Raw genomic sequence first — 25,480 nt, 5'->3', positions numbered from 1 at the left:
CTCCGGGGGTTCCGCGTCGCTGACGCCACTGCCAGCGAGAACCGCGCTGTGAACGTGCACAGTAGTTGGCCCCATGTCACGCCTGTCAACTACTTGACACACCGTCTTATCTGCACCGTAATCTTCGAACAGACCGTGCACGTTCACAGCAGTGGGGGTTTTCATGACGTTTGTGGTGCCTCGCCAGGCCGAGGGGCAGGCTGTGGAGGACCCCTTCTGGCCGCGGATGCCGGTAGGCGTGGACGGACTCGTCTACGGCGGGGACTACAACCCCGAGCAGTGGCCCGAGGAGGTGTGGGTCGAGGACGTCGAGCTGATGCGGCAGGCCGGGGTGAACCTGGTCAGCATCGCCATCCACGCGTGGGCGCTGCTGGAGCCGCGTCCGGGCGAGTTCGACTTCGGCTGGCTGGACCGGCTGCTCGACCTGCTGCACGGCGCCGGCATCTCGGTCAACCTGGCCACGCCGACGGTGGTGCCGCCCGCGTGGCTCTACCGCGCGCACCCCGAGGTCCGGCCGGTCACGCGTGACGGCATCGAACTGGAACGGGGGTCACGCGCCACGTTCTGCCCCAGCGCGCCCGCCTACCGCCAGGCCGCCGCGAACATCACCCGCAAGCTCGGCGCCCGCTACGGCGACCACCCGGCCGTGGCGCTGTGGCACGTGCACAACGAGTACGGCGCGCCGGTCGGCTCGTGCTACTGCCCCGAGTCGGCCACCGCGTTCCGGCGCTGGCTGCGGGCCCGCCACGGCTCCCTCGACGCGCTCAACGAGGCCTGGGGCACCACCTTCTGGGGCCAGCGCTACGGCGAGTGGGCCGAGATCGAGCCGCCGCGCGTTTCCGGCACCGCCGGCAACCCGGCCCACGAGCTGGACTTCGCCCGGTTCTGCTCGGACGAGCTGCTGTCCTGCTACACCGCCGAGCGCGACATCCTGCGCAGCCACTCGAAGCTGCCCGTCACCACCAACTTCATGACCACCAACTGCAAGTCGATCGACTACTGGCGGTGGGGGCGCGAGGTCGACGTGGTGGCCAACGACCACTACCTGACCGCCGAGGCCGACCGCAACCACATCGACCTGGCGATGTCGGCCGACCTGACCCGCGCCGTGGCGGGCGGCCGGCCGTGGATGCTCATGGAGCACTCCACCGGCGCGGTGAACTGGCAGCCGCGCAACATCGCCAAGCGGCCCGGTGAGATGAACCGCAACAGCCTGACCCACGTGGCGCGCGGGGCGGACGCGGTGATGTTCTTCCAGTGGCGGGCCTCCCGCTTCGGCGCGGAGAAGTTCCACTCCGCGATGCTGCCGCACTCCGGCACGCGCAGCCGGATGTGGCAGGACGTCGTGCGGTTGGGCAAGGATCTCGGCGCCCTGCACGAGGTGCGCGGCAGCCTGGTGCAGGCCGACGTCGCCGTGCTGTGGGACTGGGAGTCCTGGTGGGCGTTGGAACTGTCCTGGCGGCCGTCGATCGAACTCCTCTACCGGGAACGCGTCGCCGCCTACTACGAACAGCTGTGGGACGCCCGGCTGACGGTGGACTTCGTCGCACCGGAAGCGGACCTGAGCGGCTACCGGCTCGTCGTGGTGCCGTCGCTGTACCTCACGACGACCGCAGCGGCGAAGGTGCTGCACGACTACGTGGCCGGTGGCGGCACGCTGGTCGTCTCGTACTTCTCCGGCATCGTCGACGCCAACGACGCCATGCACCCCGGCGGGCACCCCGGCGCGCTGCGCGACGTGCTCGGCCTGGAGGTCGAGGAGTTCCTGCCGCTGCGCCAAGGCGAGGAGGTCTCGCTCGACGGCGGGCTGCACGGTGACGTGTGGGCCGAGCACATCCGGCTGGAGGGCGCGGAACGCGTCCTGGACTACCTCGACGGCCCGGCCGCGGGCGGTCCGGCCGTCACCCGGCACCGGCTCGGCGCGGGCAGCGCCTGGTACGTCTCCACCCGGCTGCGCGGCGCGGCGCTGGACCACGTGCTGCGCGAGATCTACCCGCAGGCCGGCGTCGAGACCCACGACGACCTGCCGCGTGACGTGGAAGTGGTCCGCCGCCGCGGTGTCGACGCCGACTACCTGTTCGTGCTCAACCACACCGACACCGAGGTGCGACTGGCCGCGTCCGGCACCGAACTGCTCACCGGACAGCGTTGCGAGTCCGAGCTGTGCGTGCCCGCCGGCGGCACGGCCGTGCTCAGGTCCTGAGTGGGCTTCCCCGCCCAAACCATCGCGTGATCCACGGCGGGTGAGCCGAATGGGCCGGGTGCCGTCCTCCGACACCCGGCCCATTCGGCTCACCTCTCGAATACCGGCCACGACCACCTCCGCCCGGATCGGGACGGGAACCGAAGCTACAACCCTGTGCACGGTACTGCGCATTCCGTAGTAGCATCCATCGCACACCACCGGGGAGAGCTCTATGGACACCAGTCAACTGCTCAAGGGGGTGCTGGACCTCGCCGTCCTTGCGGTGCTGCGCAAGGAGGACGGGTACGGCTACGACGTGTTGCGCAGACTGCGCCAAGGCGGCCTGGACGGCGTCGGGGACGCGTCGGTCTACGGCACGCTGCGCCGGCTGTACAACGCCGGTCTGCTCACGTCGTACGTGGTGCCCAGCGAAGAGGGCCCGCACCGCAAGTACTACAGCCTCAACGAGCCGGGCCGCACGCGCCTGCTCGAATCGGGCAAGACCTGGAAGTCGTTCGCGCAGGCGCTCGACGATCTGTTGGGGGAGGGTGCATGAACACGCAGACGAACGCCGAGGTGCAGCACTACCTGGACCGGATGCGCGAGGCCTTGGCCGATCTGCCCGCCACCGAGGTGGGCGAGATCATGGACGACGCCGGGGCGCACGTGGTCGAGGTCGCCGAGGAGATGGGCGAGGAGTTCTCCCTCGCCGCGCTGACCGACCGGCTGGGCACGCCGCACGCGTACGCGCAGGAACTGCGTGCCGCGGCCGGCTACCCCTCCCCCGCTGCTGTCGACGTGCCGACGGGTTCCCGGCCGACGATCCTGGCCCGGTTCGCCTTGTGGAGCCTCGTCGCGGGCACCGTCATGGCGTTCGCCTCCGGCATGAGCGGAGGCGACAGCGAGGAACTGACGCTGCTCATCGGGCTCTGCGCGGTCGCGGCCACCGTGTTGGTGTTCCGGCAGAGCGCTCTCATGCCGGAGATCGAGAGGCTGCCGGAGACGGCCGCCCTCACGGACGGGCTCAGGCGGCTGGAGCAGGGCGACACGCAACGGGTGCTCGCGTCCCTGCGCACGTTCCAGCCGGTGTGGTGGCTGGGTCGGGCGCTGCTCATCGGGTCGGTGGCACTGATGTCGTACCGATACGAGCCCGCCGCGCTGCTGGTCTTGGCGCTCGGCGTCCTGTCGCTGGTGGCCGGCCCGAAGGCGCGGACCGACCGGCGGTGGCTGTGGATCAGCCTGCCCGCGACCGGCGCCGCCCTCGGCGTGCTGCTGCTCATCCTCGGCTCACTGGCGTCGCAGCTCGACGCCCCCTCCCCTGTTCAGGCCTCGTACAACCCACAGCCCTCGACGCCGGACAACATCTACGTGTTCGACAAGGACGGCAAGCCGCTGACCGACGTCCACCTCTACGACGAGAACGGCCAGCCGCTGGAAACCCCGTGGTACGGCTGCGACGGACGTTCGAGCGGCGAGGACAACCGCTACCCCCGCCCCAGGGTCGTGCACGACGAGAACGGCTGCCGCGAAATCCCCGGCGTCCCGCCGTTCGCGATCGTCCTGCCCACTCCCAACCTCACCACCACCGTCCCCCCGGCGAGCACCGTCCCGTCGGGCAGCGCCGCACCGACAACCCCGCCGTCGACGCCGACGCCGTCCGCCCAGGCACCTGCGCCCACGACGGTCACGCCGGTCACGCCCACCGGCTGACGGCACACCGGATTCGTCCCACCACGTCGAGTCGACCGGCCCTCGCTCACCCGGGCGGGAAACCGAGGGCCGGGAGCAACGCTTCGTCGACGATGGCGGCCAACAAGAGCGGCCCGGCCGAGTGGTTGCTGCGTCGGCTGACCTACGGCAGGTGATCGGATCGCCCGCCGACCCGGTCGGCTTCGGGTCGGCGGGCGATCCACGCGGGTCAGCCGAGCGTGCAGCTGACCGTCGGGGCCGGGTTGAGGCTCTGCCGGCTCGCCGTGAAGCCGAACGTGGCCGTGCCACCGGCGCTCAGCGTGCCGTTCCAGCTCATGTTCCGTGCGGTCGCTGTCGCTCCGGTCTGGGTGACGGTGGCGTTCCACGCCTGGGTGACGCGCTGGCCGTTGGTGAAGTCGAGCGCAGCGGTCCACGCCGACGTCGGGGCCGTCGTGGAGTTGCGGACGGTCACCTCGCCCTGGAAGCCGTCGTTCCACTGGCTGATCAGGCGATACGTCGCGACGCAGCCACCCGACGGCGTCGTGGTGGTCGTGATCGGAGTCGTAGTTGTAGTCGGCACGGGAGCGCCACCGAGGGCCGCCGTCACGGCGGGGTACCAGCGATCGGCCATCTTGCGGAAGCCCGCGTCGTTCGGGTGCACCCCGTCGCCCGTGTCGGTGGTCGTGTCGAAGCCCGTCCACTGGTCGACCACGGTGATCGGCGACTGCGCCGTCGTCTTGCCGGCCGCCCAGCCCGGGATCGCGTTGTTGAGCGCCACCACGTGCGTGCACTCGGGGCAGGCCATCGGGATGATCTTCGCGACCAGGATCTTCATGTTCGGGTTGCTCGCCCGCATCTGGTCGACGAGCTTGGAGTACGCGGCGATGACGGACTCGACGGGGCGGAAGTTGCCCCACATGTCATTGGTGCCCAAGTGCATGAGCACGACGTCGGGCCTGGCCGAAGCCAGCCACGGCGGCAGTTGGTTCTGGTCCGCGATGCCGGTGGCCGAGTAGCCGCCGTGCCCCTCGTGGTCGCCGTCGAACGGCACCGAGCAGCCGCCTCCCGGCTGGGTCCCCACGAAGTCGATATCGGTGTACCCGGTCCGCTGCAGGCGATCCCACAGGTAGGCGCGCCAGCAGCCGGGACCGGCGGTGATGGAGTCGCCGAGCGGCATGATCCGCACCGGGGCGGCGGCCGAGAGCGCGGGCTGGGCCGAGAGCGCGGGCTGGACCGCCGTGAGCGCCAACGCCGCGCCGAGGGCGGCGATCACGGCGAACAGGAGGGGCTTTCTGATCGTGTTCTTCCTGGACATGGCGGTTTCCTCCGTGGTCGGACCGGCCCGCCACGAACAGGTGACGGGCCGGTCCGAGTACGTGCGGGGAGTTAAGGCGTGACGGAGAGCAGGTGCGCGCGGAAGCCCTCGCCGTAGGTCTTGGACGGCGTGCCGTTGTAGTCCTCGATCAGCACGTTGCCGCCGCTGCAGCCCCACGGGTTCCAGGTCCAGGCGGTGTAGCCGAGCCGCTTCGAGTCGAGCCAGGTCATCACCTGGTCGATGTAGTCGTGCGCGCAGGTGTCCTGGCCGATCTCACCGGCGTGCACCGGCACCTGCGCGGCGACCGCGCCGATCTGGCTGTCCCAGCAGGCGACGGTCACGCAGGCGTTGAAGTTGTAGGAGTGCCACGACGCCATCAGGTTGCCGGTCGGGTCGTTCGGCTTGTACGCCAGCCACTGGGTGAGGTCGTTGGTCCAGGTCAGCCCGGCGGTCATGACCACGTTGGTGGCGCCGGTCGCGCGCACCGCGTCGAGCAGGTCCTGCATACCGGCGACCTGGTAGTCGATGCCGGTGCACGTGCCGCCGTCACGCAGGCAGCGCCACGCGGCGGCCGCGTCGGACCAGTTGTTGGACGCGTCCGGGTAGGGCTCGTTGAACAGGTCGAAGACGACCGCGTTGTTGCCCTTGAACGCGGTGGCCACCTGCGTCCAGAACGTCGGCGTGTGCTGCATGCTCGGCATCGGCTTCTGGCAGGTCGCGTTGACGTCCGAGCAGGCCGAGATGTTGCCGGTGTACAGGCCGTGCGTCCAGTGCAGGTCGAGGATCGGGTTGATGCCGTTGGCCACCAGCACGTTCACGTAGTCCTTGACGGCCTGCTGGTAGGTGGCGCCGCTGGGCGAGCCGGACAGGCCCAGCCAGCAGTCCTCGTTCAGCGGAATCCGCACCGCGCGGATGTTCCAGGCCTTCATCGCGTCGACCGACGCCTTGTCCACCGGGCCGCTGTCCCACATGCCCTTGCCCTGCACGCAGGCGAACTCGCCGCTGGCGCGGTTGACGCCGAGCAGCCGGTAGGTCGCGCCGGCGGCGGTGAGCAGCTTGTTACCGGACACGCGCAGCGCCGGCGCCGCGCCACCGGGCTGCGGGTTGCCCGTGGTCGTGGTGGTGGTGGTGGTGGTCGTGGTCGTGGTCGTGGTGGTGGTCGTCGTCGGGTTGGTGCCGGTGCAGGCGGCGCCGTTGACCGCGAAGTCGGTCGGTTTGGCGTTGCTGCCGCTGTAGGCGAAGTTCGCGCCCGAAGTCACGCTGCCGTTGGCGGGGATGGCGCCGTTCCAGGTCGTGTTGGTGACGGTGATCTGCTTGCCCGACTGGGACCAGACGCCGTTCCAGCCCTGTTGCAGGGTCTGGTTGCCGGTGTAGGAGTAGGTCAGGGTCCACCCGTTGACCGCCGACGCGCTGAGGTTGGTGACGGTCACGTTGGCGCCGAAGCCGGTGTACCAGTCGTTGGTCGTGTAGTCGACCTTGCACGCGAACACCGCCGCCGCGCCCGCGTCACTCGCCCACGATCCCGCCGCCGCCGACAGGACCGTGACCGCGACGGAGGCCGCGGCGCCCAACGCGGCCAGCGCGGTGCGGCGTTTCCTGGCTCTTCCCAACATCGGCACTCCTTTGTGCACCCGAGGTCAAGTCCATCCCGTCTCGACTGGGAGCGCTCCCAGTAGACCGTCAGCACGGTCGCGCCTGGAGGCCGGGACAGTCAACCGATCGGTTCCCGGGCGTGGCCGATTCACTCGATCAGCACGGACCAGTCCACCCGCCTAGCGCAACAAGTGGTCCATCGACCACGAAAAGTTACGTATCAAGCGGAGTCACGCACTACGACACTCGCCGCATTGGTGACCACGGTGGACGTGTCGAGGCCGAGCGCGATGCGCGCCGCCCGTCGGCCGAACGAGTCGGCGTCGGTGTGCACGGTGGTGTGCACGGTGGTGAGCGCGGGGGTGACGAACGCGCCGTACTCGGTGGCGTCGAAACCCATCACCGCGAGATCGCCCGGCACCGCGATGCGGAGTTCGTGCGACGCCGACAGCAGCCGCAGCGCCAGAGCGTCGTCGAACGCGGCCACCGCGCTCACGGACGGGTGAGCTTCGCGGAACGCGCTCAACGAGCCGATGGCCGTCGCCCGACTCGCCGAGCTGCACGGCCCTGGTTCACCTGGTCGGGATCAGCTCGACGTCTGCCCGTCGAGCGCCTCGCGCAGGATGTCCGCGTGCCCGGCGTGCTGGGCGGTCTCGGCGATGACCTGCATCAGCACCCCGCGCACGCTGCGCACCGCTCCCGGCTCGTGCCAGGGCGCCTCCGGCAACGGGTGCGTCGTCGACAGGTCGGGGACGGCGGCGACGATCTCCTCGCTCCGGGCGGCGACCTGCTCGTAGCGCGCGACGACCCCCGCCAACGTCTCGCCGGGCAGCATCCGGAAGTCGTTCTGGTAGTCGATCGCCCACTGCGGGAACTCGCGTGCGGTACCGGCCGTGAGGTCGGCCCAGGTGACACCGTCGGGCAGGTCGTAGCGCATCGCCGAGGGACCTTCGACCACGAAACGCATCCACCCTTCCTCGACGGACGCGACGTGCTTGATCAGCCCGCCCAGGCACAACGCGCTGACCGTCGGACGCTCGCCGACCTGCTCGTCGCTGAGCCCGCGCGTGGTGTTGGTCAGGGCGGATCGCGCGGTCGCGAGCGCGGCGAGCAGCTCGACCCGCTCGGCGTCGAGAGCCGAGGCGGGCGTGGTCGTGGCGGTCATGGTGATCGGGTCCTTCCGGTTGTTCTCGTTGTCTGGCACGGGAACAACGCTCGCAGGGGAAGCGGCCAGGTTGTGGCCGCTTCTCCTGGCACCATCGGGACTCATGCCGAAGACCTCAGCGCGCCTGCTCTCGCTGCTGTCGCTGCTCCAGGCGCGCCGGGACTGGCCGGGGGCGCTGCTGGCCGAACGGCTGGACATCAGCCCGCGCACCGTGCGCCGCGACGTCGACCGCTTGCGCGAACTCGGCTATCCCATCCAGGCCACCAAAGGCCCCGACGGCGGATACCGGCTCGGCGCCGGCGCGGAACTGCCGCCGCTGCTGTTCGACGACGAGCAGGCCGTCGCCCTCGCCGTCGCACTCCAGATCGCCACCACCGCCGGTGCCGGCATCGAGGAAGCCGCCGCACGCGCGCTGACCACCGTCCGGCAGGTCATGCCCCCACGGCTGCGCCGCCGCATCGACACCCTCCACGTCACCGCCGTCGAGCGGCCCACGACCCGACCGAACCCGCAGGCCGACAGCGGTGTGCTCATGGCGCTCAGCGCCGCCGTCCACGCCCGCGAAGTCCTGCGCTTCGACTACACCTCCGCGTCCGCGCCTGCGGCCGACGCCCCGCCGCGCCGGGTGCAGCCCCACCACCTCGTCACCTGGGGCGGACGCTGGTACCTCGTCGCCTGGGACCTCGACCGCGACGACTGGCGCACCTTCCGCGCCGACCGGATCACCCCGCGCACCCCCGCCGGACCGCGCTTCACCCCGCGTGACCTGCCCGGAGGTGAGGTGGCCGCGTTCGTGATCAGCAGGTTCCAGGGCTCCGGCGGCTGGCCCTGCCGCGGCGAGGTAATCCTCGACCTGCCCGCCGAGGTCGTGTCCCGCTACACCAACGACGGGCTCGTCGAGGCCCTCGGCCCGGACCGCTGCCGGCTGGTCCTGGGCTCGTGGTCGTGGCCCGGCCTGGCCGCCACCATCGGCAGGTTCGACGCCGACATCGAGGTCGTCGGACCGCCCGAGCTCAAAGACGCCTTCGCCCACCTGTCCCGCCGCTTCGCCGACGCCGCGCGGACGAACGAACGAGACCGCCCGCCGACCTCATGAACACAGGTCGGCGGGCGGTTCGGGTCAGGTCAGCGGCACGAGAGCGTGGCCAGCACCAGGTTCGGGTCCGTGGCGGTGGTGTAGGCGGCGCTGAGCACGTACGCGGTGTTGTTGCGCACGGCCACCGACGTGGGGTTCTGCAAGCCGTCGGCGGAGGTGAGCAGATTGGTCGTGGTGCCGTCGGGGGCGATGCGGACCAGCTGGTTCGGCGCGTTCAGGGTGGCCAGCACGTCGTCACCCGTGAAGGTGAAGTCGTCGATGCCGACGAGGCCGGTGGCACGAACCTCGACCGGGCCGGGTCGCCCGTTCCGCACCGGGATGCGCAGCAGGGTGCCCTGGTCCAGGTTCGTCGCCCACACCGCCCCTCCGCGCACCTTCACGCCGTTGGCACCGAGGAAACCGGTGGCGGCGAGTTCCGGCGCCGACGACCAGACAGCCGCCGTGCCACCACGCAGCGGCACGGTCATGACCGTGCCGAGCACGGAGTCGGTGACGTAGAACGTCCCGGCGCGCTCGTCGAGGGCCAGCCCGTTGGGCAACCCGTCGGCGGGTAGCGCGGCGATGCGCTGCGGCGTGCCGCCGTGCCGGAGCCGGTAGAGCCCGGTGGAACCGGAATCGCCACTGGCGTAGAGGAAATACAGGGTTCCGTCCCCGGTGCGCACGATTCCCGTGGTGAGGGCGAAATTCAACACCGGCGTGTGCACGCCGCCGTCAGCCGGGGCGGGCATGGTGGCGAGAATTCGCGTGTTACCGCCCGGGATGACCGCGCCGACCTGGCGGGCCGCCGCGAACGTGACGTACGCGGTGCCGTCCGGCGCCAGGGCGATGTTCTCCGGCATCTGCCCCGCGGCCAGGTCGAAGTGCGTCGCGATCCTCGACCGGACCACTCCGGTGTGCGTCGACGCCTCCGGGCCCGCGGCCGACGCGGGGGAACCGGACAGCGCGACCAGGGCGGCCGTTCCGACGGTCACGATCACGGTGATGATGGCCTTTCTGCGCATTGTTTCTCAATCTCCAGTGTGCTGTTCGAGGGCGCGCGCGACCGCCGTTCCCACGAGACGCGGGCCGGTGGTCGTCGTTCAGGAATGGACCGAAATCACACAGCTATTCGAGCGACAACTCGCGGTCCGCGGCAGCCGCACTCGGCCGGGTGGCCGTGTTGTGCACGAGCAGGGTCATGGCCGCGTGCGAAGGCGAACCGACCTCGGTGGTCGCGATGACGACGTGCTGCCCCTGCTCGGTCCGCAGGCCCTGCTGGGTCACGGTCATCGCGCCCACCAGCGGATGCCGCATCTCGTACACCGCGTCACCGCCCGACTTGACGCGGTGGTCCGCCCACCAGGACGCGAACTCCCGGCTCCGCACCGACAAGTCACCCACGAGCGAAGCCAGCACGGGATCGTCCTGGTGCTGCCCCGACGCCAGCCGCAACATCCCGACCACCGCCCGCGCCTTCACCGGCCAGTCGGCGTACAACTCGCGGGTGTGCGCGTCCAGGAACACCAGTCGCGCCATGTTCGGCCGCTGCCCCGGCCGGTCCGGCGCGGCCGGGTCCAGGTGTCCCGCGAACAGGGCGTGCCCGGCGCTGTTCCACGCCAACACGTCGCTGCGACGTCCCAGCACCAGCGCCGGCGCATCACCCAACGCCGCCAACAACTGCCGCGTAGCAGCAGTGACCCGCTCGACCTCGGGACGCCGCCCTCGGGGCTTTCGCCTGCCCCACGCCGCCAACTCGTGCAGGTGACTGCGTTCAGCCTCGTCCAGCCGCAACGCCCGAGCCAACGCGTCCAGCACCTCGCGCGACGCGTTCGGCGACTGCCCCTGCTCCAGCCGTGAGTAGTAGGAGGCACTCACCCCGGCCAGCATCGCGAGCTCTTCCCGCCGCAGCCCGACCACCCGCCGCCGATCACCGTGATCGACCAGCCCGACATCCTCCGGCCGCAACTGCGAACGGCGGACCCGAAGGAACTCACCGAGCCGGCGTTTCGCGTCCATGCGCCCAGTGTCGACGACACCCGCACGCCCCAGCCACATCCTGCGAGGGTCACCCACGGCACGGCGACGGCCCCACCCGCCAGGCCCGCCCCAACGCCAACCGGGGCGACAACCTCACGGACACGTCCCCTTATCAGGACACCGCCCCGGAGACCGCGGCTGTCTACCCGGTGCTCCGGTGAACGAGTCGACACGATGATCGCCAACGAGACCGAACCCGAGGGCCGGCACCCCACCGCCACCGCACCGCGAAGCATCGCGATGATCAGCGCCGGCACCACCGGCAAGGCGAACGAGCTCATGTCCGCCTTCGCCAAGGCATGCCGCGACCGCGACGTCCTCCCGCTGGTCCTGGCCAACCGCGTCCACATCGCCCCGCCGCTCAGCTGCGCAGTTGCGCGTTGAGCCGTGCGGCCTGTCGCGTGAGGTGCTCGCGTTCGGGGAGGTTGGGCGCCGATCGGGCGGCTTCGGCGTAGAGCCGTGCCGCGGTGGTCGGGTCACCGTCACGCTCGTGCAGGTACGCCGCGACGGCGGTGTGGCGGGGCAGGGCGGGGTCGAGCCCGGCCAGGGCGGCCAGGCCGGCGCGCGGGCCGTCGGCCTCACCGACCGCGACGGCCCGGTTGAGGCGGGCCACCGGGCTGTCGGTGAGGCGCACCAGTTCGTCGTACCACCCGACGATCTGCACCCAGTCGGTCTCCTCGGCCGCCTGGGCGTCGGCGTGCAGCGCGGCGATGGCGGCCTGGGCCTGGAACTCGCCCAGGCGGTCGCGGGCCAGAGCCGCCTGGAGCACGTCGACGCCCTCGGCGATCAGGCGGGTGTCCCACAGGCCGCGGTCCTGCTCGGCGAGGGGCACGAGCCTGCCGTCGGGGCCGGTCCGTGCCGGGCGCCGGGCGTGGTGGAGCAGCATGAGCGCGAGTAGGCCCGCGACCTCCTCGTGGTCGATCTCGGCCGCCAGCCGGCGGGTGAGCCGGATCGCCTCGGCGGCGAGGTCGACGTCGCCGGAGTAGCCCTCGTTGAAGACCAGGTAGAGCACGCGCAGCACCGTGGCGACGTCACCGGGCCGGGTGAACCGGACGCCCGAGACGGTCCGCTTGGCCCGGCTGATCCGCTGGGCCATGGTCGCCTCCGGCACGAGGTAGGCCTGCGCGATCTGACGCGTGGTCAGGCCGCCGACCGCGCGCAGCGTGAGCGCGACGGCCGAGGCCGGTGTCAGGGACGGGTGCGCGCACAGGAAGTACAGCTGGAGCGTGTCGTCCACCGCCTCGGCCGGGCCGGGCACGGGCTCGCCCTCGACGCGTACCTCGCGGTGCCGTCGAGAGGTGTCGGCACGGACGGTGTCGAGGAATTTGCGCCAGGCCACGGTGACCAGCCAGCCCTTGGGGTCCCGCGGCGGGTCGTCCGGCCAGACGCGCACGGCCTCGACCAAGGCGTCCTGCACGGCATCCTCGGCCGCCGCGAAGTCGGCTCCGCGACGGACGAGGATCCCGATCACCGTGGGGGTGAGAGTCCGCAGCACGGCCTCGTCCACCGCGCGTCACTCCGTGACGGTCGGGGGCACGCCGTAGAACGGGCGCACCTCCAACCACTCGTGGATCGGCTTGCCACCCGCGCCCGGAGCCGCGGACAACTCGCAGGCCAGCTCCAGCGCCCGCTCGTAGGTCTCGACGTCGATCACCATCCACCCGGCGATCAGGTCCTTGGTCTCCGCGAACGGGCCGTCGGTGACCGGCGGCCGCCCCTCGCCGTCGTAGCGGACGAACGTGCCCTCCGGGGAGAGCGCCTGGCTGTCGACGAACTCGCCGGTGGCCTCAAGCCGAGCGGCGAAGTCATTCATGTACCGCACGTGGGCCGAGATCTCCTCCGGCGTCCACTGGTCCATCGGCACGTCGTTGACCGACGCCGGCGCGCCCCGGTAGTGCTTGAGCAGCAGGTACTTGGCCATCATGTTCTCCTAGGTGCGGTACGGCCCATTGTGGCCGTGCTCACTGCGGGGGACGGAGCCGCACGCGGGTTCTCGACATCCCCCCACGACATTTTCTGACGGACTTCAACGACCCGCGCACTCCGCCCGGTTTGGGTTGCCACCGGACTGCTCGGTCGTGCCTGCTCCCTTCTTCGTCATGCGGCAAAGCTCCAACCCTGACGTAGGGTCAGGGTCAAGCTCTCCCGCCGCAGTGCCCGAAGCCTCGGTGCCGACGATCCCCGGGCCACCGAGTTCGCCGTGATGCCCCGCAGGCCCAGTTCCGCGAGTACGTCGCCCTGCGGATCTCCTTTCCTCGGCTCCCGACGCGCAGGTGCTGGTCCGCGAGATCCGGGTGAACCGCAGGCTGTTCGCCGCCGTCATCGCGGTCATGGCCGTGCCCGGTGTCGTCCTGCTCATCCCGAAATTCCTCGTCCTCAACCAGTTCGGGATGTACGACTCCTACTCCGGGATGATCGTCCCGCTCCTCGCCGACGCCGCGGGAGTGTTCATCATGAAGCAGTTCTTCGAGTCGATCCCGGTCAGCGTCGAGGAAGCCGCGCGGATCGACGGCGCGGGCACCTTCCGGACCTTCTGGTCCGTCGTGCTGCCGATGGCCCGGCCCGCGCTCATCACCCCGACCATCCTGTCGTTCCAGGGATCGTGGAACGAACTGCCGCACTTCATCGTGTCCCGGCAGAGCCCGGAACTGAACACCCTGACCACCGGGGTCGCCTCACTCGCCTCCGGTCAGCTCGGCTCCGGCAACCAGTACCCGATCAAACTCGCCGCGACACTGATCATGACCATCCCCGTGGCACTGGTGTTCTTCGCCTTCCAACGACACTTCGTCCGCGGCGGCACAGCAGGCGCGCCCAAGGGGGAACAGGCCTGCCATGGCCGACATCCCTGCCCTCCGTGCACCTACGGCCGCCATGGAACTGGATCAACAACCCCAACGGCCCGGTCTTCCACGACGGCCACCACCACGTGTTCTTCCAGTACAACCCGCACGGCCCTCAGCGCCGATCTCCGTGCTGCAGCATGAGCGTCCCAACCAATCAGGTGTGCAAGGTCCGCACATGCCGATGTGCGAGCGTTCCAGGCTGTCGCCGAAGCGCAAGTAAAGCCGCGCGGAACAACGCACCCAGGCTGGTGGGGCAGGCCGCAGTCGACGACGGCGCCCTCGCCCGAGGCCGTGCCGCGTTCTGGCAGACCGAAGCTACTCAGCGCAGTACGGCCGCCAGCAGGTCAGCCCCCAGCGCCGTCAGATCGGGCAGGTTGAGGGTGTAACGGACGTAACGACCGTGCCGCCGGGCCGTGAGCAGGCCCGCGCGGCGCAGGACAGCGAGGTGGCGGGAAACCTCCGGCGGTGAAAGCTCCCAGGCGTGGGCCAGCTCACCGGTGGTGTGCGGGCCGCGGGCCAGGGTGCGCAGTAGCCGCAGCCGTACCGGATGTGCGAGTGCCTCCAGCCGCAGCGTGACCGTTTCCAGCGATACCGGCTCTGACGGACTCGGCTCGGCCACGGGATACTGCACCACCGGCTGCCACCCGGGCGCGTGGACCACCACCAGGTGCGGGCTGCCGAAGACACTGGGGATGAAGGTGACTCCGGTGCCGTGGGCGGCGGTCGCCTTGTCCTGCAGCTTGTCCACGATGATGCAGTCGCCACCCGGTGCCAGGGTGACCGCGCCGGAGACCGATGCCAGTGCCGCTCCGATGCCCTGGCGCTTGAGCAGGTCGTTCTTCAGGCGCAGGTCGGTGGCGAGTTGCACGGCGACGCCCGTCCAGGCGGCGTCGAAGAAGGCCTCGGCGCACTGTTCGAGGGTGTGGCGCACCCGCGCCCGCACAGCGGCCGGGTCCGCGAGCAGCCGTTCCGCGAAGGCCTCTTGCCGCGCGCCGCGGGCCTGGGCCAGGTCCAGGGCCCGCTCGCGTGCGGTCGCGTCGGTGAGCGGCGACGGCGCGGCGAAGTGGACCCGGTTGCTGCCGCACGTGGTCACGAGCGCGGCGGTCACATAGGTCTCGTGGTCGATCCGGTCCACGTCGTCCAACTCCTCGGCGAGGGTCGGTCGAGGTCGGGCGGGGAGCAGGAAGTCGGCCTGTGAGGAACGCCAGAGGAACTCCGCCTCCCGCAACCGCTCGGCCAGCTCCGGTCGCAGCCCGGCCCAGACGTCCCCGGCCCAGCCGGCGAGCTGCGGGTGGTGCCCGGGTTCGGCCAGGACGTGCAGCATCGCGGTCAGCTCGGCCAGCGGGGAGGCGGCGAACCGCAGGCGCTCGGACGGCAGGCCGCTGATGTCGATCCTCAACGTCACCCCCTCAGCATCGCCGACCGGATGGCCGGTGCCGACGTCGGTTGACGGAGTCCGTCAACCGACGTGCCCCGCCCCGCGGCCGAAACGCACCGTTGGCGCCGTGCCGACCAACACCAAGATCAAGGCCCGCGCCCTCGTCCGTGCCTCCGGAGGCCCCCGCTATGCCGTCGCCCTGGCCGTGGACGCGCTCGGCACCGGCCTGCTGCGGCCCTTCCTGCTGCTCTACGGGATGACGGTGCTGAGCCTGTCCGCGCCGGTCACCGGTATCGCCATGACGGTCGCCGTCGTCGTGGGTCTGGTGTGCATGCCCGCGGTGGGCCGATGGTTGGACCGGGGCGCACGCAGCACGGTCGTGGCGGCGTCGATGCTGGTGCGGGTGCTGGGCGTGGCGCTGCTGCTGGCCGCCCCGACGGGGCACGTGTGGCTGTTCGCGACGGCGGCGCTCTTCCTCGGCATCGGCAATCAGGCGTGGCCGGCCGCGCACGCGGCTCTCGTGGCCACGGTCGCCCACGGCCGGGAACGCGACGCCGCTCTCGCGGGGGGCCGCGCCCTGCGTAACGCCGGCCTGGGCGTGGGCGCGCTCATCGCGACCGCGTGCCTGGCGGGCGGCACCACCGCGTTGCAGGCGCTGGCAGTCGTCACCGGGCTCGCCTACCTGGTCGCGGCGGCTTTGGCGTGGTCGGTCCGCCTACACGCGCATCCGGCCACCACCCCGGCCGAGGACGGCGCCGACGGGCCCGCACCCCGGATGCGCGCGCTGCTGGCCGCCAACGTGGTCTACGTCTTCTGCCTCAACGTCCCCGAGATCGCGCTCCCCCTGGTCCTCGTGACGCAACTGCACGCGTCCCCGGTCTGGTCGGCCGCCATCTTCGTGGGCAACACGGTGCTGGTGGTCACCCTCCAGGTTCCGGTCACCGTCCTGATGTCCCGCTTCTCCCGGCGGACCGTGCTGGCTCTCGCCGGCGTGGTGCTCACCGCGTCCTACCTCGGCTTCCTCACGGCCACCTCACTGGGACACGGCTGGGCCGCCCCAGCCGTCGCCGCGGTGTCCGTGGTCTGCACCATCGGCGAGATCATCTACGCCGGCAGCGCCACCGCGCTCGTGACCGCCCTGGCCCCGCCCCATGTCCTGGGACGCACCCTCGCCCGCTTCGAACTCTCCACGGGCTTCGGCCTGGCCGTCTCCCCGGCGGCCATCACCGCTTTGGCACCCCACGGCCCGACCGCCCTCTGGGGCAGCCTCGCCGCTGCGACGCTTCTCTCCGCCTCCGCCGTCGCCACCGAGAAGGATCAAGGAACGCGGCTCAGCGGCCGCTGCTGCCGGGCGCGAGCAGCCTCGTGAGCTCGGCAATCGCCTCCAGCGACGGTTTGAAGTAGCGGCGGACGTTCTCCGGCTTCTTGTGTCTGATCATCACCGCCGCCTGGACAGGATGCCGCTGGGGCGAACTCACCGGACTACGCCACGACAACGTCGACCTCGACCGCGGCACGCTGACCGTCGACCCACACGTCGGCGTTCTGCGCAAAAGCGTCTGTACGCGATGGCTCGGCACGCCCAAGACCGCCCCATCGGCTCGCACGATCACCCTGCCACCGTTCCTCATCACCATGCTCCGCAAGCACCTGGAGCGACACGACAACGAGTGCGCGGCGGCGTGGGCCACATGTACAACAACCACTTACGCGAGCCTCAACGAGTCCGGCATCAACTCCCGGGCCGGCGCGAAAGCCAAGGTGGACAACAACTACTTCAAGAACTCCCGTGACGTCCTGGGCACCTTCTACGCCGACCAGGCCGGGTACCGGCACCGACGGCCATCGTGGACGGCGGCTACCGGGCAACACCGGCCCGGTGTGCTCTCCCCTCGACGTCTTCGCTGTGCGGGAGCAGCGTGGCCACGCCCGGCGACCGCGTGGACCGCCGTGGCACCAACCGGTCACGTCCTGGTGGGTGGGCCGTGGCCGTTACCGGCCACGGCCCCGCCACCAGGACGTGCGCACCGGTACCAAAGGACCATGCAGAAGACTTGGCCGGCCCTGACCCTGCTGGCCGCGGCGCTCCTGGCGCAGGGCTGCACGACGAGCACCGCCGGCACCGCCTCGGCTCAGGGCACCGCCGCCTCCGCGACGACCACCACGACGACACCCGTCACGACCACCTCGACGTCCCCTCCCCCGGCGCCGGCCGATGCCGACCCGGCCGCGTGCGTGAACGCGGACTGCCGGCTCCAGGTGTCCGGCACCGTGCTCGTCCCGCTGGACGACAGGTTCGGCTGCGCCCAGTTCACCGTGACCCACAGCGCCCCGAACAAGGTCGACTTCACCGTGATCCGCACCCGGATGAACGCCGTGCGGGCGACCCTGATGGGAACGGGTCACCTGGCCCTGGCCAACGGCATCACCGTGACGATCGAGCAGGTCGACCCCTCCGGCGCCGTCCTCCGCTTCGAGCCGAGGACGGACGACCCGACGAGGGACACCGCCCGCGCCTCGGAGGGCCTGCGGCTGTACTAGCCGCGGTCGCCGATCATGTTGTCGGCGGCGCGGCGCCGGTCACACGGGGTCGATGCGGTAACCCACGGTGCGCACGGTGCCGATCAGCTCCGGTGGCCCCAGCTTGCGGCGCAGTTGGCCGATCAGCACGTCGAGCACGTTCGACGCCGGGTTGGCCATCTCGTCCCACGCGTGCCTGATCAACTCCTCCCTTGTGACCGGGCTCCCCTGGTTGTCGACGAGGTGTTCGAGCACGTCGAACTCCCGCCTGGTCGACGTCAGCAGCACGCCGGCGCGGCGGACCTCCCGGCGCCCGCTGTCGACCTGGAGGTCGCCGCACCACCTGACCCGGGCGGCGGTGGACCCGCGTGCGCCGGCACAGGCTGCGCACCCGGGCGATCAGCACCTCGACCGCGAACGGCTTGACCAGGTAGTCGTCGCCGTGCTCCAGCCCGGCGACCCGATCGGACACCGCGTCGCGCGCGGTCAGGAACAGCACCGGCACGGTCGAGCCCCGGGCACGCCGGGCGCGGACGTAGTCGAGGGCGTCGCCCGAGGGCAGCATCCGGTCGAACACGGCGCAGTCGTAGGAGTTGACGAACAGCGCCTCGTCGGCGGCCGGCAGATCGCCCACGTCGTCGACGGCGAGCCCGGCGCCGCGCAGCGCCGACCGCCAACCGGAGGTCCGGGTCGTTTTCCACCACCAGTACGCGCACTACTCCACGGGTAGCGCCGCGGTCAGCCGACCACGTCCAGAACGTCCGAGGTCGTCAACGCGCGCAGCTCGTCCACGTCCGGCTTGCGCCCCAGCAGCCGCAACCGCTGCGCCTGGGCCTTGCGCACGCCCTCGAACACGCGGCGGGCGTCGCGGGCGTTGCCGAAGTTGGGTCCGGCGGCGATGCGGGCGAAGTGGGCCAGCAGCAACGGCTGCGCGTCGTCATCGAGGCGGTAGTCGCCCGCGCCGACCATGCGCAGGATGATGCGCAGCAACTCGTCCGGCGTGTAGTCCTCGAACTCGATGGTCTTGGCGAACCGCGACGCCAGGCCGGGGTTGGCGTCGAGGAAGTCGCCCATCTCGTCGGTGTACCCGGCCACGATCACCGCCACCTCGTCGCGGTGGTCCTCCATCAGCTTGACCAGGGTGTCGATGGCCTCCTGGCCGAAGTCGCCGCTGCCCGCCCGGCGGGAGAGCGTGTACGCCTCGTCGATGAACAGCACACCGCCCTTGGCCTCCTCGAACACCACCGAGGTCTTCTCCGCGGTGTGGCCGATGTACTGGCCGACGAGGTCCCGCCGGGACACCTCCCGGAACTGGCCGCGCGACAGCACGCCCAGCTCCTTGAGCAGGTGGCCGTACGTGCGGGCGACCGTGGTCTTGCCGGTGCCGGGCGCGCCGGCGAAGATCAGGTGGTGGCTCACCGTGCCCACGGCGAGCCCGGCGCCGCGCCGCCACTCGTCGACCTGGATCTCGTCCACCACGGCGCGGACCTCGGCCTTGACCGCGGGCAGGCCCACCATGGCGTCGAGGTCGGCAAGCAGCGCCTCCAGGCCGCGCTCGGCCGCCTTCGCCGGACCGATGGCCTCCACCACCGTCGGCGTCGCGCCCGCGGCCACCAGGACGGCCGGTTCGGCGGTGTTGTCCAACCGGCAGTCCTCGACCAAGCCGGCGCAGCCCGCGCCGAAGACGATGCCGTGACCGCGGGTGTCGCACACCGTCGTGCGGCGGATGACCGGGCTGCCGCGGTCCGCGACCGCGACCCCGTCGCCGCCGAGCCGGGTCAACTCGCAGCCCTCGATGACCGGCTTGCCGTACTGGTAGACGTAGACGCCGCGGTGACCGCAGTCGCTGACGGTCGAGTTGGTGATCTCGGGGTCCGCGCCGCGGGCGATGACGATCCCGTCGCCGGAGACGCCCTCCACGGTGGTCGTCTCGATCCGCCCCGACGAGTTCTCCACGACGATGCCCTGGTGCGCGCCGGACACCTTGCAGCGGTTGAGCAGGAACCGGCGGCTGCCGCGCACGCCGATCGCCGTGCCCGCGGCGTCGGACACGGCGCATCGCTCGGCGGTGAACTCCGCGTCCTCCACCTGGATGCCCGCGCCACCGGTGACCCGGATGCCGTGCAGGGTCAGCGAACCGCCGCGCACGCGCAGCACGGGCCAGTCCCCGCCGGCGCCGTCGAGGACGACGTCGGCGCCCTCCGCCGCTTGGAGCGTCAACTCCCGGCCGATCAGCTCGAACGTCTCGGCGTAGACGCCCGCGGCGACGGTGATCACCGCGCCGTCGGGCGCGTCGCGCAGCGCCTCGCCGAGGGTCGGGTACGCGCCGTGGCGGTCGGCGGCCACCAGCAGCGCCCTGGGCGTGGTCACCGGTCCGCCCCGGGCAGCAGCCAGCCGCGGTCGGCGGCCTTGGCGCCGGCTTGGAACCGGCTGCGGGCGCCGAGGCGGTTCATGACGTCGGCGACGATGCGCCGCACGGTGCGGACCGAGATGCCGAGGCGGGCCGCGGCCGCCTCGTCCGTGCAGCCGGTCGACAGCAGCGTCAGCAGCTCGCGTTCCCTGGCGATGGGATCGGCGGTCCCCGGTAGCTCGGAGGCGGTCAGCGGCACCGCGCCCGGCCACATGCGCTCGAACAGCTCGACCGTCGTGGCGACCACGCCGGGCAGCTGGAACACCGCCACCCCGGCCCGCGTCTCGTCGGTCGGCAGCACGGCCAGCGAACCGTCGACGACGAACGCGTCGGCGGGCACGTGGGGCACGGTGCGGATGTCCGCGCCGGACGCGGCGAAGACACCGAGCCTGCCGGCCGCCAGGGGGACCGTGCGGGCGGCGTCGGGCACCAGCAGCCGGTAGCGCACGCCCCGGCGCAGGTTGTGGCGGTCGATCCGGCGGATGCCGACCGGGTTCTGGGCGGCCGTCGTCGCGCTGCTCAGCACCAGCACCTCCTGGGTGGCGGTGGCCAGCAGCGCCTCCACCCTGGCGGCGGCGGGGCCGGTGGCCCTCCGGCTCAGCGGCAGGACGGTCACCGGCGGCTCGAGGTCGGCGGTGGCGGTCGCGGTCATGGCAGGAATCCTCCGATCGGGAGTGAAGCGGCGACACCGGACACGTGTGCGCCGTCGAGGCGGACGAGGTGGACGTCGAAGTGCCCGCACAGGTCCCCGACCACGGCGGCGGCGCGCTCGACCGCCGCTTCGGTGGTGGCCGCGAGCCGCAGCACGGCGCCGGTCGCGGCTCCGGTGCGGGCGCCGAAGGTGACGGTGGCCGCGACCCCCGCGGTGCGGGTGAGCAGGTCGTGGGCCAGTCGCCACCGGATCCCCTCGTGCACCCGGTCCCAGCCGTCGAGCCGGTAGCACGCCTGCGACACCGGTCCGGTGCGCCAGTAGCGCCAGTCCGCACGGATCTCGTGCCGGCCGCCGGTGACGTGGCCGAGCGCCGCCACGGCGGCGAGCGCCGCCTCCTCCGGCAGGCCGTCGGCGGGCACGCCCGCGCGGGCGAGCACCCGGCGCACCCGGCGCAGGCCGTTGCGCAGGGCCACGGTCAGCTCGTCGTCGTCCGGGGCCTCCACCGTGCGGTCGACGTGCACCGCGAACCACACGCGGGGTGGGGCGTCGCGCCGGACACCGACGTGGAGCACTGCCTGCACGCCGAAGGAGTGCCGCTGCTCCTTGGCCGCGGGCAGCAGGGCGGCGGGGGTCGGCAGCGGCGCGACGGGGTGGTCGGCGCGGGGGCGGACCACCGCCGTCAGACCTCCGGGATGGCTGATCACCAGCACCGGACCGGGACCGGTCTGGACCGTGCGGACGGTCGAGCCGGGCAGCAGCAGGGCGATCAGCGCCTCGGACCGGCTCTCGGCGGGGAGGTCCCGGCGCCGGGCGCGCAGGGGAAAGCAGCACGCCCGAACCGCGATCTCGCCCAGCAGGCGGCCGCGGACGCGGATGGCGGTCAGCGCCAGCACGGCGAGAGCCGCCAGGGTGGTGGCCAGCAGGGTGGGCCACGGTTCGCCGAGGGCTCGCGCGACGGCCACGACGGCCAGTTGCCAGCAGGCGATCCGGACGAGGTCCGGACGCCGGGCGAACCGGTTCCGACGACGGCGTTCGGGGCGCCGCGGAACGGGTGCGGGCGCCGGTGGGCGTGCCGCCGGGTGGAAGGCCACCGAACCGACCGAGGGAGAAGGCGAAACAGCGGTCGGCAGGGCGGTGGGTGCGGCGACGTGCGCGGCCGCGGCCCCGTGAGCGGGTGCGGCGAGCGCGGCGGGCCGTGTCATCGGCGCGACGCCCGACACGGTGGCCCGTCCGCCGAACGGCGCGGCAACGGGCACCGCGGCCGGCGCGGCGTACGGCACCGCAGCCGGCGCGGCGTACGGCGCCGCGGGCGGTGCGGTGGCGGGTGCGGCTCCCGGCACGGCGGCAGGCGCGCCCGCGGACGAGAACGAGGAGGGCGGGAGCGAGGACGCAGGACCGGGCGCCGGGAACACCACCGCCGGGTTCACCACCGCCGGGTTCACCACCGCCGGGTTCACGACCGGCGCGGCCGGCGAGGTCCGTGCCGGGGTCGTGTGGTCACCCCTGTCCACTGCGCACCTCCTCGCCCCGGCCGCGCGGCGCGGACAGCCGCGTGCAGCCGGTGCACGCTCGTGTCCCCCGCTCCGCCCGCGAGGGGCCATCGGCCACGTCGGCCTGGCCGCGCAGTGCCCCGGCGCGGGCGGCGGACAAGTCGGGACCCGGTTCGACGCCCAACTCGGCCATGAGCACGGCGCTCGCCCTCGCGTACACGGCCAGCGCGGCGCCGTGCCGGCCGACCTCGCTCAGCACCCGCATCCACCGCGCCCACGCGCTCTCCCGCAGCGGGTCGTCATCGGTGAGGCCGCGCAGCACCGCCGTCGCCTCGGCGACCCGCCCGAGCGCGGCGTAGGCGTCGGCCAACCCCTCGCGCAGCTCCGAGCGCAGCTCCCCCAGCCAGGTCAGCACCCCGGCGTCCACCGCGACGTGCTCGAACGGCGTGCCGCGCCACAGGTCCAGCGCCCGGGTGAACCCGGCCAGCGCCCCCTCGGCGTCCCCGGCGGCCAGCGCCAGCCGGGCCTCGGTGGCCAGCCGCTCGGCGTGGTCGGTGTCGAGGTCGCCGTGCTCGACGCGGAGCCGGTACGCGCCCGGCCTGCTCTCGATCCGCTTCCCGGTGGCGGGCGGGGGCAGGATCCGGCGCAGCTGCCAGATGTAGGTCTTGAGGTTCGCCTCGGCAGAGGCCGGCGTGGCCTGTTCCGGCCAGGTCGCGGCGATCAGCCGGTCGACCGGTGTCCAGGCGTTGACCTGCGACAGCAACGCGGTCAGCACGGTGATCGGCTTGCGGGCCCGCGCGTCGAGCACGACCCCGTCCGGGGTGCGGATCTCGACCGGGCCGAGCACGTGGAACAGCAAAACCCACTCCCTCTCGTCGTAGGCGAACCCGGCGCGACCCGCGCCGGTGATCCATACGATCGACCCGGACACATGAGGTTTTGATGACAGCGAGGCAGAGCTCGCGGGTACTGGTGGTCGAGGACGACGAAGACCTGCGCGTGGCGGTGTCCGCGGAGCTGGGCGCGTCGGGCGCGCTGGTGGAGCCGGTCGGCGACCTCGGCGCCGCCGACACCATCCTGGTGCTGCTCGTGCTGTGGGTGCTGGGCACACCGCTGGCGACGGCGTTGCGCGCGCCGCCACCGGGCCCGCCGCGGTCGTGGGCGCCTGGGAGGAGGCACGCGACCGCTTGCGCGCCCACGGCGTGCCGATAGGAGCCGGGATGACCGTGAGGGACGCAGCCGCGGCCGTCGGACCGGACCGGTGGTGGACGGGCTGTCCCGGCTGGCGGTGAGCGTGGACGCGGCCCTGTGGTCGGGCGTTCCCGCGGATGCCCGGGTCGCCGACGAGGCGTGGCGGGCCGCGGTTCACCACGTCGCCGGACGGCGTGGCGCCCCGGCGCGGTGGTCAGGGGAACTGGGCGGGCAGGCCGGATTCGCGCAGCAGGTCGTGGTAGGCGTCGAGCGCCCGCCCCAGGTCGGTCCGCGCTTGCGCCAGCGGCGCGGACCGGCCGGTGGCCTCGGCGTGCTCGGTGAACCGCCGCACGCGGTGGGCCAGGACCTCGATCTCGCGCAGCGCCGCCAGCCGGGCGGGCAGCGACTCCCACGGACCGGGGTCGGTGGCCAGGCGCCGGAAGGCCTCGGCCACGGCGCGCAGGACGGCTTCGGGGCGGTCCGGCCGGATCCACCCGGTGAACACCGACTGCCGGGGGCGGCGCAGGTGGTCCACCAGGCGGCGGACCCGCGCGGCGCGGCGGACCTGCTCGGTGCGGGCGTCCAGTTCGCGGCGCACCAGGTCCGAGGCGAACCGGTGCACGGCCTCGATCTCGGCGGCGGCGCGCCGGGCTCCCGGGCCGCGCTCGGCTTCCCGCTTCGCGTCCGCGGCGGCGAGTTCGGCCTTCCTCTTCCACCACTGGCCGACCGCTCCACCGGGCTCGACGGCGGCCGAAGCCGCCACCGCCCAGAAGACGCCCTCCGGCACCCCGAGGGTGGCCGCGACCGCGACCGCGACGACGGCGGGCACCCCGGCGCGCACCGCGAACGCGCGCCTGCTCGGCCGGCCCGGCGGTCGCCCGCCGGGCGGGCGGGGGGTGAGCGCGCCCGGGTCCGCGGGCGGCACCGGTTCGCGGGCGATGCGGGCCGCCCGGTGCGCGACCGAGCGCAGCAGGGCCTGCTGTTCGGCGACCAGCCACTCGGCCTCGTCGGCCTGCCGCCGCGCCAGGGCCAGCAGCTCCTGCGCCACCTCCCACTTGCGCAGGTGCAGCTCGGCCTGGTCCAGGGCCTGGTCGTAGCGGGACCGCTCGGCGCTCGTGGCGACCTCGCGCTCGCGCCACGCGCGTTCGACGTACCCCGCGGTGACCACGCCGGCGATGAGCCGGCTCAGCCCGTGGATGATGGGGTCGAGTTGGGCCACCAGCTTGCCCATCGGGTCCGTCGCCGCCTGGTCCACGGCGCCCGCCGTCTGCCGGACGACGTGGTGGCCACCCTCGAACGCCCCCTTCACCAGGTACTCCTTACGCCCTGGCGCGGCGGAGTCGGGCACGGGGGCGGGGCGGGACGGCGGGTCGTGGTCGACAGGGCGTTGTTCGAAGATCCGGTCGAGCCGGTCCAGCAACGCGTGCAGCGCCTCGGCGAGGGCCACCTCCAGCGCCGCGTCACGGACGTCGACCTCGCGGGCGAGCAGATCGGCGCGGTCGACGTCCGCGGCCAGCTCCTGCCGCAGCCGGTAGCGCTCGGCGAGCGGACCGACGGTCACCGCCACCGCGGCAACGCCCCACGACGCGATCAGCGTCCCCAGCGGGATGCCGATCGGCCCGAGCGCGGTCACCACCGCCGCGCCCGAGAGCACGGGCACGCCCCGCCGCACCGCGGTCACCCACCACGGCGGCAGCTCTGTCGGGCGCGATCCCGACGGCGACGCGGTCGGCGGTGACAGGTCCACCGGGACGCGCAATCGCGCGACGATCGGTTCCAGCAGCGCCTGGCGGCGCCGGGCGCCCTCGGCCCGGCGCACCTCCGCGTCGAAGTCCTTGGCAGCCGCGGTGGTGGCCTGCTGCCGCGCGGTGTACCAGGTCTCGACCACGCTGCCGACCAGCGCCTGCACCGCGACGCCCGCGGCGAGCCCGAAC

At 72.4% G+C, this 25,480-nt stretch carries 24 protein-coding genes and 1 pseudogene; 10 read left to right on the top strand and 15 right to left on the bottom strand.

Going from position 1 to position 25,480, the window contains the following annotated elements:
• Positions 1-163 precede the first annotated feature (163 nt).
• The 3 genes from ALI22I_RS26955 (at position 164) to ALI22I_RS26945 (ending at position 3,895) form a co-directional block, all read left to right on the top strand.
• A complete protein-coding gene (locus ALI22I_RS26955) occupies positions 164-2,203 on the top strand; it encodes a beta-galactosidase (protein ID WP_238598588.1) in 2,040 nt (679 codons plus the stop codon).
• A 214-nt stretch (positions 2,204-2,417) separates the two neighbouring features.
• A complete protein-coding gene (locus ALI22I_RS26950; RefSeq protein ID WP_077008353.1) occupies positions 2,418-2,741 on the top strand; it encodes a PadR family transcriptional regulator in 324 nt (107 codons plus the stop codon).
• Positions 2,738-3,895 carry an HAAS signaling domain-containing protein gene (locus tag ALI22I_RS26945; protein ID WP_077008352.1) on the top strand — a complete coding sequence of 386 codons (1,158 nt, stop codon included), beginning with the start codon at positions 2,738-2,740 and terminating at the stop codon, positions 3,893-3,895. The genes ALI22I_RS26950 and ALI22I_RS26945 overlap by 4 nt, the downstream gene beginning before the upstream one ends.
• Before the next feature lie 208 nt (positions 3,896-4,103).
• Here the strand turns inward: ALI22I_RS26945 and ALI22I_RS26940 are convergent, their stop codons facing one another.
• The 4 genes from ALI22I_RS26940 to ALI22I_RS26925 all read right to left on the bottom strand — a co-directional run bounded on the left by ALI22I_RS26940 (position 4,104) and on the right by ALI22I_RS26925 (position 7,947).
• Complete coding sequence (locus tag ALI22I_RS26940) at positions 4,104-5,189, bottom strand: cellulose binding domain-containing protein (protein WP_077008351.1); 1,086 nt, start codon at positions 5,187-5,189, stop codon at positions 4,104-4,106.
• A 71-nt stretch (positions 5,190-5,260) separates the two neighbouring features.
• Positions 5,261-6,802 carry a cellulase family glycosylhydrolase gene (locus ALI22I_RS26935; protein ID WP_077008350.1) on the bottom strand — a complete coding sequence of 514 codons (1,542 nt, stop codon included), beginning with the start codon at positions 6,800-6,802 and terminating at the stop codon, positions 5,261-5,263.
• Between the two features lie 200 nt (positions 6,803-7,002).
• Positions 7,003-7,308 (bottom strand): substrate-binding domain-containing protein, encoded by a 306-nt coding sequence (locus tag ALI22I_RS26930; RefSeq protein WP_274523000.1) that lies wholly within the window; start codon positions 7,306-7,308, stop codon positions 7,003-7,005.
• A 60-nt stretch (positions 7,309-7,368) separates the two neighbouring features.
• Positions 7,369-7,947, bottom strand: a complete 579-nt coding sequence (locus ALI22I_RS26925; RefSeq protein ID WP_077008641.1) for a DinB family protein — start codon at positions 7,945-7,947, stop codon at positions 7,369-7,371.
• Positions 7,948-8,050: 103 nt separating this feature from the next.
• Between ALI22I_RS26925 and ALI22I_RS26920 the strand changes: the two genes are divergently transcribed.
• Positions 8,051-9,043 carry a helix-turn-helix transcriptional regulator gene (locus tag ALI22I_RS26920; protein ID WP_077008348.1) on the top strand — a complete coding sequence of 331 codons (993 nt, stop codon included), beginning with the start codon at positions 8,051-8,053 and terminating at the stop codon, positions 9,041-9,043.
• A 29-nt stretch (positions 9,044-9,072) separates the two neighbouring features.
• Here the strand turns inward: ALI22I_RS26920 and ALI22I_RS26915 are convergent, their stop codons facing one another.
• Both ALI22I_RS26915 and ALI22I_RS26910 read right to left on the bottom strand, forming a co-directional pair.
• Positions 9,073-10,044 carry an SMP-30/gluconolactonase/LRE family protein gene (locus tag ALI22I_RS26915; protein ID WP_077008347.1) on the bottom strand — a complete coding sequence of 324 codons (972 nt, stop codon included), beginning with the start codon at positions 10,042-10,044 and terminating at the stop codon, positions 9,073-9,075.
• Positions 10,045-10,147: 103 nt separating this feature from the next.
• Positions 10,148-11,038: a helix-turn-helix domain-containing protein gene (locus ALI22I_RS26910; RefSeq protein WP_077008346.1), complete on the bottom strand. Its 891-nt coding sequence runs from the start codon at positions 11,036-11,038 to the stop codon at positions 10,148-10,150.
• Positions 11,039-11,233: 195 nt separating this feature from the next.
• Between ALI22I_RS26910 and ALI22I_RS26905 the strand changes: the two genes are divergently transcribed.
• Positions 11,234-11,443, top strand: coding sequence for a hypothetical protein (locus ALI22I_RS26905; RefSeq protein ID WP_077008345.1), 210 nt, complete (start codon positions 11,234-11,236; stop codon positions 11,441-11,443).
• Here the strand turns inward: ALI22I_RS26905 and ALI22I_RS26900 are convergent.
• Together ALI22I_RS26900 and ALI22I_RS26895 are read right to left on the bottom strand one after the other, a co-directional pair.
• The gene (locus ALI22I_RS26900; protein ID WP_077008344.1) at positions 11,421-12,566 is read right to left on the bottom strand and encodes an RNA polymerase sigma factor; all 1,146 of its coding nucleotides are present in this window, start codon (positions 12,564-12,566) and stop codon (positions 11,421-11,423) included. The genes ALI22I_RS26905 and ALI22I_RS26900 overlap by 23 nt on opposite strands.
• Before the next feature lie 6 nt (positions 12,567-12,572).
• Positions 12,573-12,980 carry a YciI family protein gene (locus ALI22I_RS26895; RefSeq protein WP_077008640.1) on the bottom strand — a complete coding sequence of 136 codons (408 nt, stop codon included), beginning with the start codon at positions 12,978-12,980 and terminating at the stop codon, positions 12,573-12,575.
• Positions 12,981-13,332: 352 nt separating this feature from the next.
• Here ALI22I_RS26895 and ALI22I_RS26890 point away from each other — a divergent pair, with 352 nt between their 5' ends.
• Together ALI22I_RS26890 and ALI22I_RS55680 are read left to right on the top strand one after the other, a co-directional pair.
• Positions 13,333-14,046, top strand: a complete 714-nt coding sequence (locus tag ALI22I_RS26890; RefSeq protein WP_238598587.1) for a carbohydrate ABC transporter permease — start codon at positions 13,333-13,335, stop codon at positions 14,044-14,046.
• Positions 13,944-14,291, top strand: coding sequence for a hypothetical protein (locus tag ALI22I_RS55680; RefSeq protein ID WP_443216974.1), 348 nt, complete (start codon positions 13,944-13,946; stop codon positions 14,289-14,291). Before ALI22I_RS26890 ends, ALI22I_RS55680 begins: the two co-directional genes overlap by 103 nt.
• Here ALI22I_RS55680 and ALI22I_RS26880 read toward each other — a convergent pair.
• Positions 14,225-15,310 (bottom strand): helix-turn-helix domain-containing protein, encoded by a 1,086-nt coding sequence (locus ALI22I_RS26880; RefSeq protein ID WP_077008343.1) that lies wholly within the window; start codon positions 15,308-15,310, stop codon positions 14,225-14,227. The two genes, ALI22I_RS55680 and ALI22I_RS26880, sit on opposite strands and share 67 nt — an antisense overlap.
• A 100-nt stretch (positions 15,311-15,410) precedes the next feature.
• Here ALI22I_RS26880 and ALI22I_RS26875 point away from each other — a divergent pair, with 100 nt between their 5' ends.
• The gene (locus tag ALI22I_RS26875) at positions 15,411-16,652 is read left to right on the top strand and encodes an MFS transporter (RefSeq protein WP_077008342.1); all 1,242 of its coding nucleotides are present in this window, start codon (positions 15,411-15,413) and stop codon (positions 16,650-16,652) included.
• A 56-nt stretch (positions 16,653-16,708) separates the two neighbouring features.
• Positions 16,709-17,824 (top strand): hypothetical protein, encoded by a 1,116-nt coding sequence (locus ALI22I_RS53960; protein ID WP_238598586.1) that lies wholly within the window; start codon positions 16,709-16,711, stop codon positions 17,822-17,824.
• Positions 17,825-17,863: 39 nt separating this feature from the next.
• Here the strand turns inward: ALI22I_RS53960 and ALI22I_RS26865 are convergent.
• From ALI22I_RS26865 to ALI22I_RS26845, 5 genes and pseudogenes are all read right to left on the bottom strand, one after another.
• Positions 17,864-18,519: pseudogene (locus ALI22I_RS26865) on the bottom strand (response regulator transcription factor).
• Between the two features lie 22 nt (positions 18,520-18,541).
• The gene (locus ALI22I_RS26860) at positions 18,542-20,173 is read right to left on the bottom strand and encodes a right-handed parallel beta-helix repeat-containing protein (protein WP_143532454.1); all 1,632 of its coding nucleotides are present in this window, start codon (positions 20,171-20,173) and stop codon (positions 18,542-18,544) included.
• The gene (locus tag ALI22I_RS26855) at positions 20,170-20,865 is read right to left on the bottom strand and encodes a helix-turn-helix transcriptional regulator (RefSeq protein ID WP_083752076.1); all 696 of its coding nucleotides are present in this window, start codon (positions 20,863-20,865) and stop codon (positions 20,170-20,172) included. The genes ALI22I_RS26860 and ALI22I_RS26855 overlap by 4 nt, the downstream gene beginning before the upstream one ends.
• A complete protein-coding gene (locus ALI22I_RS26850) occupies positions 20,862-22,376 on the bottom strand; it encodes a hypothetical protein (protein ID WP_083752034.1) in 1,515 nt (504 codons plus the stop codon). The genes ALI22I_RS26855 and ALI22I_RS26850 overlap by 4 nt, the downstream gene beginning before the upstream one ends.
• Positions 22,363-23,286 carry an AfsR/SARP family transcriptional regulator gene (locus ALI22I_RS26845; protein ID WP_077008341.1) on the bottom strand — a complete coding sequence of 308 codons (924 nt, stop codon included), beginning with the start codon at positions 23,284-23,286 and terminating at the stop codon, positions 22,363-22,365. Before ALI22I_RS26845 ends, ALI22I_RS26850 begins: the two co-directional genes overlap by 14 nt.
• 11 nt (positions 23,287-23,297) lie before the next feature.
• Here ALI22I_RS26845 and ALI22I_RS51215 point away from each other — a divergent pair, with 11 nt between their 5' ends.
• Positions 23,298-23,567, top strand: coding sequence for a response regulator (locus tag ALI22I_RS51215; protein ID WP_179118050.1), 270 nt, complete (start codon positions 23,298-23,300; stop codon positions 23,565-23,567).
• A 193-nt stretch (positions 23,568-23,760) separates the two neighbouring features.
• On the opposite strand, the gene ALI22I_RS51210 is transcribed toward ALI22I_RS51215, so the two are convergent.
• On the bottom strand, positions 23,761-25,480 hold a 1,720-nt coding region (locus tag ALI22I_RS51210), incomplete at its 5' end, for a hypothetical protein (RefSeq protein WP_202971080.1).

Origin of the sequence: Saccharothrix sp. ALI-22-I, from assembly GCF_001984175.1 — a bacterium.
Classification (GTDB): Bacteria; Actinomycetota; Actinomycetes; order Mycobacteriales; family Pseudonocardiaceae; genus Actinosynnema.
This window is presented reverse-complemented; position numbering and strand designations above follow the sequence as displayed.

Bases quoted from the DNA above. Each gene is read 5' to 3' on its own strand.
- ALI22I_RS26955 (WP_238598588.1), top strand. From the start codon at position 164: ATGACGTTTGTGGTGCCTCGCCAGGCCGAGGGGCAGGCTGTGGAGGAC.
- ALI22I_RS26950 (WP_077008353.1), top strand. From the start codon at position 2,418: ATGGACACCAGTCAACTGCTCAAGGGGGTGCTGGACCTCGCCGTCCTT.
- ALI22I_RS26945 (WP_077008352.1), top strand. From the start codon at position 2,738: ATGAACACGCAGACGAACGCCGAGGTGCAGCACTACCTGGACCGGATG.
- ALI22I_RS26940 (WP_077008351.1), bottom strand. From the start codon at position 5,189: ATGTCCAGGAAGAACACGATCAGAAAGCCCCTCCTGTTCGCCGTGATC.
- ALI22I_RS26935 (WP_077008350.1), bottom strand. From the start codon at position 6,802: ATGTTGGGAAGAGCCAGGAAACGCCGCACCGCGCTGGCCGCGTTGGGC.
- ALI22I_RS26925 (WP_077008641.1), bottom strand. From the start codon at position 7,947: ATGACCGCCACGACCACGCCCGCCTCGGCTCTCGACGCCGAGCGGGTC.
- ALI22I_RS26920 (WP_077008348.1), top strand. From the start codon at position 8,051: ATGCCGAAGACCTCAGCGCGCCTGCTCTCGCTGCTGTCGCTGCTCCAG.
- ALI22I_RS26915 (WP_077008347.1), bottom strand. From the start codon at position 10,044: ATGCGCAGAAAGGCCATCATCACCGTGATCGTGACCGTCGGAACGGCC.
- ALI22I_RS26910 (WP_077008346.1), bottom strand. From the start codon at position 11,038: ATGGACGCGAAACGCCGGCTCGGTGAGTTCCTTCGGGTCCGCCGTTCG.
- ALI22I_RS26905 (WP_077008345.1), top strand. From the start codon at position 11,234: ATGATCGCCAACGAGACCGAACCCGAGGGCCGGCACCCCACCGCCACC.
- ALI22I_RS26895 (WP_077008640.1), bottom strand. From the start codon at position 12,980: ATGGCCAAGTACCTGCTGCTCAAGCACTACCGGGGCGCGCCGGCGTCG.
- ALI22I_RS26855 (WP_083752076.1), bottom strand. From the start codon at position 20,865: ATGACCGCGACCGCCACCGCCGACCTCGAGCCGCCGGTGACCGTCCTG.
- ALI22I_RS51215 (WP_179118050.1), top strand. From the start codon at position 23,298: ATGACAGCGAGGCAGAGCTCGCGGGTACTGGTGGTCGAGGACGACGAA.